The sequence below is a fragment of the Peribacillus sp. NJ11 genome (genome assembly GCF_030348405.1).
Lineage (GTDB): Bacteria > Bacillota > Bacilli > Bacillales > DSM-1321 > Peribacillus.
Genome location: NZ_JAUCFO010000001.1, coordinates 2,658,070 through 2,671,017 on the forward strand (window position 1 = coordinate 2,658,070; position 12,948 = coordinate 2,671,017).

Below are 12,948 nucleotides of genomic sequence, written 5' to 3' on the forward strand. Positions count from 1 at the left end.
ATGAAAAGAAACATGCCTTACAAAGGTGGGAGAAAAAACGTGTATACTCATCTCCATATTCAGAGCGGATACAGCTTGCTGACAAGTACGGTTAAAATCACTGAACTTGTGGCCAAAGCGAAAGAGGATGGCTGTGAAAGTCTTGCCTTAACCGATCGAAATGTTATGTACGGTTCGGTCTATTTTTATAAAGAATGCAAGAGACAGGGAATAAAGCCAATCATCGGCATCCTTGCAGATGTTCTTGATGAACAGGAATCGGCACATGGCCTTCTTTTATTGGCAAAAAACCTGCAAGGATATCAAAACCTGCTTAAAATAAGCAGTGCCATAAAAACGAAATCCCCGTCAGGCATTCCAATGAACTGGCTTAAAGCCTATTCCAGTGGCTTGATTGCAATCACCCCGGGTGCGGAGGGGCAAATAGAAACACTTTTGAGAGAAGAAAATCCTGAAGAAGCCAAACTGGCAGCAGGGCGTTTCCTGCAGATTTTTGGTCATGAAAACTTTTTTGTATCCATACAGAGACTTTCGATTGCGGATGAGGAGAAAGGTAACGAAGCCATTAGCCAGTTGGCGAGAGATTTAGAGATAAAGATTGTCGCTACGAATCCGGTCTATTATTTGAACGAAAGCGATGCACTCGCTCAAGAAGTCCTTCTGGCAATAGGAAATGGAGACAAGCTGGCGGATGAGGCGCATATGGTTCTTGAATCCAATCAATTTTATTTGAAAAGCCGGGCTCAGATGGCTGAACTATTCCATGACAGACCTGATGAACTCGAAAATACACTTCATATAGCCGCGCAATGCAATCTGGAAATTCCGTTTCATCGATCACTGCTGCCTAAGTATCCTACTGAAGAAGGAATAACAGCAGAGGAAATGCTCGAAGCCGTCTGTTTCCAAGGGTTGAAGAAAAGAATGCCGGAGCCATCCATTCAATATGAAGAGCGCCTTCGGTATGAATTGGATGTCATTGCCAAGATGAAATTCAGCGATTACTTTTTAATCGTTTGGGATTTCATGAAATTCGCTAAGGACCATCAAATCCTGACTGGACCTGGAAGGGGATCGGCCGCCGGATCGATGGTCGCTTATGTGCTGTCGATAACGGATGTCGATCCAATCGAACATTCCTTGCTGTTCGAGCGTTTCCTGAATCCTGAACGTGTCTCGATGCCGGATATCGACATTGATTTTCCTGATAACCGCCGTGAAGAAGTGATTGCCTATGTCGCGAAGAAATACGGGGAACTTCATGTAGCGCAAATCATTACGTTCGGAACATTAGCTGCCAAAGCTGCCTTAAGGGACACAGGACGTGTATTCGGCTTGAATTCAAAGGAACAGGAAGCGGTATCAAAAATGATTCCAGGCCGTCTGGGCATCACGCTTCCTGAGGCATACAAGGAATCGAAAAGGCTGAGGGAGTTCGTTAATGAGAGTGACCTTAATCAAAAACTTTTTCAAACGGCGTTATTGCTTGAAGGGCTGCCCCGACATGCTTCGACACATGCGGCGGGCGTCGTCATCAGCGATCAGGCACTCACCGAGCATATCCCGATTCAGGGAGGGCATGACGGTATCCATCTGACTCAATACCCAATGGACCTCCTCGAAGAACTGGGACTGCTTAAAATGGATTTTCTTGGACTCCGTAATTTGACGCTCATCGATAATATCTTAAAGAACATCCATAAAGGAACCGGGAAAAAGCTGGACCTGTCCCATATCCCAATGGATGACCCCGAGACGTTAGCCCTTTTAGGTAGAGGTGAAACAACTGGCGTGTTTCAATTTGAATCAGATGGCATCCGAAAGGTTTTGATCAAGCTGAAACCGAACCGATTCGAGGATATCGTTGCGGTCAATGCCCTATATCGTCCAGGTCCGATGGAAAATATACCGCTGTTCATCGAGCGGAAACATGGACTGGCCCCCATCGATTACCTGCACCAGGATTTGAAGGATATTCTTGAGCCTACATACGGAGTCATCGTTTATCAAGAACAAATCATGCAAATTGCTTCCCGCCTAGCCGGATTTTCACTTGGCGAAGCTGATCTGCTCCGCCGTGCCGTTTCGAAGAAGAAGAAGGATGTGCTGGATCAAGAGCGGCAGCATTTTGTGAGCGGCTCGTTGAAACAAGGGTATTCCGAAAGAACGGCAGATGAGATTTATTCCTTGATCGTCCGCTTCGCTAACTATGGATTCAACCGAAGCCATGCGGTGGCGTATAGTGTCATCGCTTATCAGCTGGGTTACTTGAAAACCCACCATCCGGAATATTTCATGGCAGCACTCATGACGTCGGTCGTCGGGAATGATGAAAAGATTTCCCAATATATCCGTGAGGCAAAAAAGAAAGGGATAACGGTTTTGACACCCTCGATTAACCGGAGTGGATACCCGTTTTTACCGGAAAAGGAAGGGATCCGTTTTAGCCTTGGGGCCATAAAAGGAATAGGCGGTACGGTTTTAAAAGAAATCTTTGCTGCGAGACGGCAAAAGAAGTTCGCTGATTTATTCGATTTCTGTTTACGCGTTTCAGGAAAAATCGTAAATAGAAAAGTGTTGGAGGCGCTTGTGCATTCAGGTGCATTTGATGAATTCGGTGAAGACCGGGCAACATTGTTGGCGAGTTTGGACGTAGCGATCAGCCATACGGAATTGGTTAATCCAGATGATGATCTATTCGATATGTTTTCGGACGGCGAGTTTTCACTCAAACCGAAATACAACAGGGTCGAGCCTATTCCAATCGAGCACAAACTCTCATTGGAAAAAAGCGCCTTGGGGCTTTATCTATCGAATCATCCGGTGACCAGCTACAGGGAACTTTTTCAGTACTTCGGATGTTTGACCATAGACGAAGCGACCAATAAAAAGGAATCGAAAGTCTTACTTGGCGCATACATTACGTCGGTTAAAACCATAAGGACAAAAAAGGGCGATGTGATGGCTTTTTTGAGCGTTAGTGATGAAGAGGGAGACATTGAAGCGGTCGTTTTTCCCAATGTTTATAAAAACCACTCTGCCGACTTGAATAATGGACAACTCGTTATGCTGCAAGGGACATTTGAAGAACGGGATGGAAAAACACAGCTTCTGATCAGGAACGTATACCCGCTTGAAAAAGTGAAGCAGATGAAAGAGGAAAAAAACGGAACGATATTCCTGAAAATTGAGGCTGGCAAGCAAACGAAGGAAACACTGCAAAAAATAAAAAAAATTTTAATGCAGCATAGCGGTGAAACCAAGGTGATGCTTTTTTACGAGAGGGAAAACCGCTATGTACAGCTATCTTATTGGGATTGGGTCAATCCTACAGATAGTCTGATGCAGGCACTATATGACATGGTCGGAAAAGGGAATGTGGTTTACAAGAGCGAATAACTGTTTTACAACTTTAATAGTTATGTTATATTGAAAACAGGCCGCTGTGGTCTGACCACTAGATTTCAGCATATATGATTTGGGTTACCCAATTTGTTTTAGGAGTGAAACTATGACATTAAGAGAAGAAGCATTACATATGCATCGCTTGAATCAAGGAAAATTAGAAACAGTTTCGAAAGTACCGGTAAGGAATGCAGTGGATTTAAGCCTGGCTTATTCTCCTGGTGTCGCAGAACCTTGTAAAGAAATTTACGATAAGCCGGAAACCGTTTATGACTATACAATGAAAGGGAATACTGTTGCAGTTATTTCTGATGGAACGGCTGTGTTGGGACTTGGAAACATCGGTCCTGAAGCTGCTATGCCGGTTATGGAAGGAAAAGCCGTTTTATTTAAAAGCTTCGCTGGAGTGGACGCTTTCCCTATCTGTTTAAAAACGACGGATGTGGACAAAATTGTAGAGACCGTTAAATTACTCGAACCGACTTTCGGTGGAGTGAACTTAGAGGACATTGCCGCACCAAATTGTTTTGAAATTGAAGAACGTCTTAAGAAAGAAATGAATATCCCTGTTTTTCATGATGATCAGCATGGTACAGCCATTGTGACTGTTGCCGGTCTTGTAAATGCATTACGACTTGTGAATAAATCAATGTCAGAAATTAAAGTGGTAGCGAATGGGGCAGGCGCTGCGGGCATTGCCATCATTAAATTGCTTTATAGCTATGGAGTTCGTGACATAATCATGTGTGATACGAAGGGTGCCATTTATGAGGGCCGTTCGACAGGTATGAATGATATAAAAGAACAAGTGGCGAAAGTGACCAATCGAAATAAGATTTCAGGACCTTTGGAAACTGTCATTCAAGACGCTGATGTATTTATAGGTGTTTCTGCTGCAGGTGCATTGACCAAAGAAATGGTTTCTTCGATGAATCGGGATGCAATCATTTTTGCGATGGCTAATCCAGATCCGGAAATCATGCCGGTAGATGCGAAAGCAGCGGGTGCCAAGGTTGTTGGAACAGGTCGTTCGGATTTCCCGAATCAGGTCAATAACGTCCTTGCTTTCCCAGGGATTTTCCGTGGAGCGTTAGATGTACGTGCGACTCATATCAATGAAAAAATGAAGGTTGCTGCAGTACAAGCCATTGCCAGTTTAATACAGGAACATGAGTTAAATGAAGACTACGTTATCCCTGCTCCTTTTGATGAGAGGGTAGCGCCTGCCGTTGCGGCGGCTGTTGCCAAGGCAGCGATGGAAACGGGAGTGGCTAGAATTAATGTGGATCCCGAGGAAATTAAAGAAAAAACCAGGAAATTAGCGATCATTGGAAAAAGTGAGGAATAATTAATTTGGCAGGTCGTACTTCTTCATCCAAAATTTATCTCGATGTCGTTGAGAGCCTGCGCAGCATGATTGAAGCGGACAGCCTCTTGCCGGGAGATAAAATCCCATCAGAACGGGAGTTATCGGATCGTTTTAATGTTGGTCGTTCCTCTGTCCGTGAAGCATTGCGTGCCTTAGAGCTATTAGGATTAATAGAAACAAGGCGTGGTGAAGGGACGTTTATCAGGGATTTCCAGGAGCATAAGCTAGTCGAGCTTCTGGGAACCTTTTTTTTGCAAGATAAAAAGGTTCAAGAAGATTTGGCTGAAACGAAAAGGCTGATTGAAATTGACTGTTTGCGGATCGTCGCCTTCTTCGCTAAGGCTGAGGACATCAAATGTTTAATGGTCTGGGTCAATGAGGATGAATTTCATGATGATGATTTCTTCTTAAGAATTGCCATATTGAATCGTAATCGATTGCTGGAAAGAATTTGGCGTATTGTCAACAGCTATGCTAGAACATCAGAGATGGAACAGGGTAATGTGAAAAAAGAAGACTATCTGGCACTTCTTACATATTTGCTCGAACGGGATGAAGAAAAAGCCATCGAAACGTATCTTATTAGAATTAGAAATATGTCGAAGGACGAATGACACCTTTTTACACGATACTAATTTTATTTCTGATATAGTTTGTACCAAGTATCATAAAATAGATAATTGGTGGTAAAGGGAGGATTAAGCTTGCTTAAAGAGCTATTTGCGAAGTCTAAGAAGAAATATGCAACAGTTCCTTTTGATCGGGAGAAACAAGATGTACCAGAAGGAATCATGACAAAATGCTCCGGCTGTAAAAAAATCATGTATACAAAAGAATTAGTGAAAAACAAGAAAGTCTGTCTGCATTGTGGGTTCCATCATCCGATGTCTTCCCATGAGCGTATCGAATGTTTATTCGACGCCGGCAGCTTTAATGAATTTGATAAAGAAATGATTTCAGTTAACCCACTTGAATTTCCGGATTACTTGGATAAATTGGAAAAAGATAAAAAGAAAGCCAAGATTAATGAGGCAGTTGTTACAGGAGTAGGAAGCATCAATGGGTACCAAGTTTCAACAGCCATCATGGATTCGAATTTCCGGATGGGAAGCATGGGATCCGTTGTTGGGGAAAAAATCACCCGTGCCATTGAACGTGCAGGCGAATTGAAGATTCCGTTTATCATTTTTACGGCTTCAGGCGGCGCTCGGATGCAGGAGGGTGTTTTAAGCTTGATGCAGATGGCAAAGACAAGTGCAGCACTTAAGATGTTCAGCAATGAAGGCGGACTGATCATATCAATGATGACTCATCCTACCACAGGTGGGGTTTCGGCAAGTTTCGCGTCACTTGGTGATATTAATCTAGCCGAACCTGGAGCCCTTATTGGTTTTGCGGGACGAAGAATCATTGAACAGACGATTCATGAAGAACTTCCTGAAGATTTCCAAACGGCTGAATTCTTGATGAAGCACGGCCAATTGGATGCAGTCGTCAACCGTACGGAAATGAAAGAAACCTTGACGACGATCCTTAAAATCCATGCCCCGGGTGGTGAATGGTCATGATTTACGAATTAGAGTTCGAGCGTCCCGTTACGGACCTGAGAAATAAGATTAAAGAACTTAAGGCAATTTCGAAGGATGCCGACGTAGACCTTACAGTTGAAATCGAAACGTTGGAAAAGCGTTTAGAGAAGCTGGAAGTGGATATTTATAACCATTTAAAACCGTGGGATCGCGTTCAGATTGCCCGGCATCCAGCCCGTCCGACGACGCTTGATTACATTCCGCTATTATTCAATGAATTCATGGAGTTTCATGGTGATCGTTATTATGGGGATGATGAAGCAATTGTGGCTGGAATCGCAGAGTTTGATGGACTTGCCGTGACTGTCATCGGTCATCAACGAGGTAAGGATACGAAGGAAAACATCCGTCGCAACTTTGGCATGCCCCATCCGGAAGGCTATCGAAAAGCTTTGCGTCTGATGAAACAGGCGGAAAAATTCAATCGGCCTATCATTTGTTTCATTGATACAAAGGGAGCTTTCCCGGGTAAAGCTGCTGAAGAGCGCGGGCAAAGTGAAGCCATTGCGAAAAACCTTTTCGAAATGGCAGGGTTGAAGGTGCCGGTCATCAGTATCGTCATCGGTGAAGGCGGAAGCGGCGGTGCATTGGCACTTGGCGTTGGAGACCGAATTTTCATGCTTGAGAATTCAACATATTCGGTCATTTCCCCTGAAGGGGCTGCAGCCTTGCTGTGGAAGGATGCTTCTCAGGCCAAGAGGGCTGCGGAAACAATGAAAATCACGGCTCCCGACTTAAATCGCTTAGGAGTCATCGATGAGATCATTCCAGAAGTGAGAGGCGGCGCCCACCGTGATGCAAATGTACAGGCAGAAGCCATCAAGGAAATCCTTAAACGTTCATTCAATGAACTTCTGCCATTGAATAGTGATGACCTCATCAACCAGCGTTACATGAAATTCAAGAAAATCGGTGAATATGAATTTGCAAAACAACCTGAGGGCGAACCTAAGGAAGAAGTGGAACAGCATTCATAAACACATTTTGCAAAAGGAAAAACGTGCTGCCTGGGGCAACACGTTTTTTCATCCTTTCATTGAAGCAAAAGTATTCATTACAGAACGAGTGAAGAATATGGTTTGTGTGAAGAATGTAAACTTTTACGCCGTTTTACTTCAATTTCTGAAGAGAATCGGTTAGGCTTATAACATCAAGTGAGTATAAGTGAAACAGTTATTGCTTATTGAAGCTTGAAAAAGGGTACAATGATATAATGAAGCTTATAATTGATTAGTGCTGTAGAGAGGTGACATTTATGAAAAGAATTGGTGTATTGACAAGTGGAGGAGATTCTCCAGGCATGAATGCGGCAGTCCGAGCTGTTGTTCGGAAAGCGATTTTTCATGAAATGGAGGTCTTCGGAATTTATCATGGCTATCAGGGTTTGATAAATGGCAATATAAAGAAGCTTGAACTTGGGTCGGTCGGCGATATCATTCATCGAGGCGGCACAATGTTACATACGGCTCGCTGTCCGGAATTCAAGACGGAGGAAGGCCAGCTGAAAGCGATTGAACAATTGAATAAACTTGGTATCGAGGGCATTGTCATAATAGGTGGCGATGGTTCTTACCGCGGAGCGAAAGCTTTAACGGAAAGGGGCTTCCCTTGTATCGGCGTTCCAGGAACGATTGATAATGACATACCGGGTACGGACTTTACGATTGGTTTCGATACGGCACTGAATACGGTCATCGATGCTATTGATAAAATTCGGGATACGGCAACTTCCCATGAAAGGACTTATGTGGTTGAAGTGATGGGAAGAGATGCCGGCGATATCGCGCTTTGGGCTGGATTGGCTGGCGGAGCTGAAACGATTCTTTGTCCCGAATATGAATACGATATAGAAGAACTGATTGGGAAGCTGAATCGCGGACATGACCGTGGGAAAAAGCATAGTATCATCATTGTAGCTGAAGGTGTTGGAAGTGCCGTTGATATTTCCAGGAAAATTGAGGCGAAGGCAGGATTTGAAACCCGTGTAACGGTCCTGGGCCATGTTCAGCGTGGAGGATCTCCTTCTGCAAATGACCGGGTATTGGCAAGCCGACTTGGAGCAAAAGCTGTTGAATTGCTTCTTGAAGGCAAAGGGGGCAGGGCTGTTGGGATAGAACAAAATCGATTGGTTGATTATGATATCATCGAAGCTCTTGCCAAACCTCATACAATCGACCAAAAAATGTATGATTTATCCTCAGAGCTATCCATTTAATCAGTATTGATCAATGATAGGAACCGCTCTGGATGAAATTTAGTATTTGAAAGATGAGACTAAAACACTACGCCCCTGTCTTCAAAAGGTGGACAGGCGGCGAGTTTTCCTTAGAGGAGGATGACACTATGCGTAAAACCAAGATTGTTTGTACGATTGGCCCTGCAAGTGAAAGCATAGAAAAACTGGTTCAATTAATAGAAGCGGGGATGAACGTGGCCCGGCTTAACTTTTCTCATGGAAATCATGAAGAACATGCCGCTAGAATCCGCAATATCAGGGAAGCAAGTGAAAAAGCGGGTAAACAGGTCGCTATCCTGTTGGATACAAAAGGACCTGAAATACGGACAAATAATATGGAAAATGATTCCATTGAGCTGATGGCAGGCAATGAAGTCATTATTTCCATGAATGAAGTCCTGGGAACCCCTGAAAAATTCTCCATTACCTATGAAGGGCTTCTGCATGATGTCCACCCGGGATCTAAAATCCTTTTGGATGATGGATTGATCGGTCTTGAAGTGTTGAAGATCGATGAGGTAAGAAAAGAAATCCGTACCAAAATATTGAATAGCGGTACACTTAAGAACAAAAAAGGCGTGAATGTTCCAGGTGTTTCGGTTAACCTGCCAGGCATAACTGAGAAAGATGAACAAGATATCCTTTTTGGGATCGAACAGGGTATCGACTTCATTGCTGCCTCATTTGTACGTAGGGCTTCCGATGTGCTTGAAGTGCGTGAATTATTGCAGCAAAATGGAGCGGAACATATTCAAATCATCCCTAAAATCGAAAATCAAGAGGGCGTAGACCGGCTTGATGAAATCTTGGAAGTTTCTGATGGTTTGATGGTAGCCCGTGGCGACTTGGGAGTGGAAATTCCTGCTGAAGAAGTGCCATTAGTCCAAAAACAAATGATCAAAAAATGTAATAATGCCGGGAAACCTGTCATAACGGCTACACAAATGCTCGATTCGATGCAGCGTAACCCAAGGCCAACCCGTGCAGAAGCAAGTGATGTCGCCAATGCCATATTTGATGGAACGGATGCCATCATGCTTTCTGGTGAAACAGCTGCTGGTACCTATCCTGTCGAAGCTGTGCAAACGATGCATAATATTGCTTCACGTGCTGAAACTGCGCTTGATTATCGGGATATATTATCAGTCAGAAGCAAAGTGAACCGTCATAATGTCACGGATGCAATTGGTCAATCCGTTGCCCACACCGCGCTTAATCTTAATGCCGGAGCAATCATCACCCCTACAGAAAGTGGCCATACGGCACGAATGATTTCTAAATACCGCCCTAAAGCACCGATCATTGCCGTTACATCCAATGATCATGTTTCAAGACGGCTTGCATTGGCTTGGGGAGTCTATCCGCAGATTGGTCCTAAAGCGACGACTACCGATGAAATGCTTCAAACCGCAATAGATGAAAGCTTGCATTCCGGCTTAGTGTCCCATGGGGATTTGGTCGTCATAACAGCCGGTGTGCCTGTAGGTGAAACAGGTACGACTAACTTGATGAAAATTCATGTGTTGGGAGAAGTTCTTTTGAAGGCTCAAGGAATCGGCAGGAAGTCTTCGAAAGGTGAAGTGGTTGTTGCCAAGAATGCCAAGGAAGCTTTGGAAAAAGTGACGGCAGGCTCTGTATTGGTTACAATCGGTTCGGACCGCGATATGATGCCAGCGATTGAAAAGTGTGCGGCATTGATTACGGAAGAAGGCGGTTTGACAAGCCATGCCGCTGTCGTAGGAGTCACATTGGGCATTCCGGTCATCGTGGGTGCGGAGGACGCAACAAAAATTTTCACGGATGGGCAAAGAATAACAGTCGATGCAGGTCGTGGAGTCATTTATGATGGACATGCCAACGTTTTGTAAAACGAAATTTTGGCTGATTCCGTGCCAATGAGGTAAGATGGATGTACCGCACCAGAAATGGGCTGTGCAGGAGGAATGTAGATGAAATATTTTTTATTGTTTATCATTGCGATGCCGGTCGTTGAAATCATTGTCCTATTGCTGTCAGGCAATATGATTGGTTTTTGGCCAACGCTGTTCCTGATTGTAGCCACAGGTTTAATCGGAGCTTATTTGGCTAAACGGCAAGGGATGGAAACATGGAAAAAGGCACAGGAACAGATTCGTTATGGAATGATGCCTGGAAATGAAATCATTGATGGAATCTGTATCTTTATCGGATCTGCACTGTTGCTGTCCCCTGGGCTCATCTCGGATATCATGGGATTGATCCTTGTGCTTCCGCCAACCCGGAATCTCCTCAAACCGATAGTTATCCGGTTTATCATGAACAGGATGAATAAAGGGAAAGTTACCATCATTCGGCATAAATAATACAAGGCTGTCTAAGGGCTCAAGCTTTTAGGCAGCCTTTTTGGTTTGGATAAAAAAAGAATTCATCAAAAGCATCCAAGGGTAATCATTGGATGTTTTTTTTTGCATTTAATTGAAATGGGACAAGACATTGGGCAATTTAATGTATTTGGATTTTAACTGTTTCACCATTAAAAGATGATTTCAAGAGGTTGAAACAGTGTATAATAACAGAATTTTTGAATTTTTTATCCCATGAAAACATTGATAAATTAGGCTTTTCCATTAAATAATTCTTTTTTTGAGATTTTTTAGAAAAAACTGGTGACAAATTTATACAACGTGTTATATAATACAAACAGGAAATAAAACAACTGTATTATAACATAGGATAATTGGAAAGGGTGTGGAAAGGCAACATGATTACGGGAGCAAAAGGCTTACAAATTACAGGCAACATTAAGCCTGGATATGAACAAATACTTACAACGGAAGCTCTTCAATTCATCGAAAGAATTGAACGGCATTTCGGTGAAAGAAGGAGAGAACTTCTAGAACGGCGTAAAATCGTTCAGGAAGAGCTGAATAAAGGTAAGCTGCCTGATTTCCTTGAAGAAACGAAGCATATTCGTGAAAGTGATTGGACGATTGCGCCCCTTCCGAATGACTTGCAGGACCGCAGGGTTGAAATCACTGGACCAGTTGACCGTAAGATGATCATTAATGCCATGAACTCGGGTGCCAATGTATTCATGGCTGACTTTGAAGACGCCAACTCACCAACTTGGGAGAACTGCATTGATGGTCAACTGAATTTGCGCGATGCCATCCGCGGTACCATTTCATTTAAAAATCCAAATGGTAAAGTGTATGAATTAAATGAAAAGACGGCTGTACTAAAGGTAAGGCCACGCGGCTGGCATTTAGAGGAAAAACATATCATGTTAGATGGACAGCCTATATCAGCCAGCATTTTTGACTTTGGACTGTACTTTTATCACAACGCAAAAGCATTGGTCGAACAACAAAGCGGTCCATACTTCTACTTACCAAAAATGGAAAGTCATCTGGAAGCAAGATTATGGAATGAAATATTCGTGTATGCACAAAACGATTTGAGAATTCCGCAAGGAACCATCAAGGCGACGGTCTTGATAGAAACGATTCTTGCCGCATTCGAAATGGACGAAATTCTGTACGAGCTGAAAGAACATTCGGCAGGCCTGAACTGTGGGCGCTGGGATTATATCTTCAGTTTCCTGAAAAAATTCCGTCACTCGGATGATGTGATCTTCCCTGACCGGTTACAGGTCACGATGACTGTCCCGAACATGAGAGCTTATTCCTTATTGGCAATTAAAACATGCCACACCCGTAATGCTCCGGCAATCGGCGGGATGGCAGCACAAATTCCAGTTAAAAATGACCCGATTAAGAACGATGAGGCTTTTGCGAAAGTCCGGGCAGATAAAGAACGCGAAGCAAGAGACGGTCATGATGGAACATGGGTTGCCCACCCAGGTATGGTAAGAACGGCAAAAGAAGTTTTTGACCTGCTTGTTCCAAAACCGAATCAAATTTTCCGCAAACGGGAAGATGTCCATGTAACAGCCCAAGAGTTGCTGGCTGTACCCGAAGGAACGATTACAGAGGCAGGATTAAGGACTAACATTAACGTAGGCATCCAATATATTGCCTCCTGGTTAAGTGGCAGAGGGGCAGCACCCATTAATAACTTAATGGAAGATGCAGCAACCGCTGAAATTTCAAGAGCTCAAGTCTGGCAATGGATCCGTCATCCTAAAGGCATTCTCGAAGATGGCAGGAAAATAACCGAAGAATTATTCCATCAAATCAAGGAAGAAGAATTAGCTGTCATTAAATCGGAAGTGGGGGAAGAAACTTTCAAATCAGGAAAGTTTGAAGAGTCTACTAAACTATTCGAAGAATTGATAGAAGCGGATGACTTTGCAGATTTCTTAACCAATCCGGCATACGAACAATTATCATAATATTTAAAATATTAAA

Annotated in this window: 9 protein-coding genes; all 9 read left to right on the forward strand. The window is 43.5% G+C overall.

The genetic code is table 11. The features are described 5' to 3' along the window. The first annotated feature begins 39 nt into the window (after positions 1 to 39). Positions 40 to 3,399 (forward strand): DNA polymerase III subunit alpha, encoded by a 3,360-nt coding sequence (gene dnaE, locus QUF86_RS13130; RefSeq protein WP_353957659.1) that lies wholly within the window; start codon positions 40 to 42, stop codon positions 3,397 to 3,399. 112 nt (positions 3,400 to 3,511) lie between these two features. Further along, entirely contained in the window at positions 3,512 to 4,753 is a 1,242-nt protein-coding gene (gene ystJ, locus QUF86_RS13135; RefSeq protein ID WP_289315375.1) for an NADP-dependent malic enzyme, read from the forward strand. Positions 4,754 to 4,758: 5 nt separating this feature from the next. After that, entirely contained in the window at positions 4,759 to 5,388 is a 630-nt protein-coding gene (locus QUF86_RS13140) for a FadR/GntR family transcriptional regulator (RefSeq protein WP_289334589.1), read from the forward strand. A gap of 90 nt (positions 5,389 to 5,478) precedes the next feature. After that, on the forward strand, positions 5,479 to 6,342 hold the full coding sequence (gene accD / locus QUF86_RS13145) for an acetyl-CoA carboxylase, carboxyltransferase subunit beta (RefSeq protein ID WP_289315377.1): 864 nt from the start codon (positions 5,479 to 5,481) through the stop codon (positions 6,340 to 6,342). Then, positions 6,339 to 7,340 (forward strand): acetyl-CoA carboxylase carboxyl transferase subunit alpha, encoded by a 1,002-nt coding sequence (accA, locus tag QUF86_RS13150; protein WP_289315378.1) that lies wholly within the window; start codon positions 6,339 to 6,341, stop codon positions 7,338 to 7,340. The genes accD and accA overlap by 4 nt, the downstream gene beginning before the upstream one ends. A gap of 278 nt (positions 7,341 to 7,618) precedes the next feature. Continuing rightward, positions 7,619 to 8,578, forward strand: a complete 960-nt coding sequence (gene pfkA / locus QUF86_RS13155) for a 6-phosphofructokinase (RefSeq protein WP_289315379.1) — start codon at positions 7,619 to 7,621, stop codon at positions 8,576 to 8,578. A gap of 128 nt (positions 8,579 to 8,706) precedes the next feature. Then, positions 8,707 to 10,467: a pyruvate kinase gene (gene pyk / locus QUF86_RS13160; RefSeq protein ID WP_289315380.1), complete on the forward strand. Its 1,761-nt coding sequence runs from the start codon at positions 8,707 to 8,709 to the stop codon at positions 10,465 to 10,467. An 81-nt stretch (positions 10,468 to 10,548) separates the two neighbouring features. Beyond that, positions 10,549 to 10,941 (forward strand): FxsA family protein, encoded by a 393-nt coding sequence (locus tag QUF86_RS13165; RefSeq protein ID WP_289334590.1) that lies wholly within the window; start codon positions 10,549 to 10,551, stop codon positions 10,939 to 10,941. Between the two features lie 398 nt (positions 10,942 to 11,339). Then, complete coding sequence (gene aceB, locus QUF86_RS13170; protein ID WP_289315382.1) at positions 11,340 to 12,932, forward strand: malate synthase A; 1,593 nt, start codon at positions 11,340 to 11,342, stop codon at positions 12,930 to 12,932. Positions 12,933 to 12,948 lie beyond the last annotated feature (16 nt).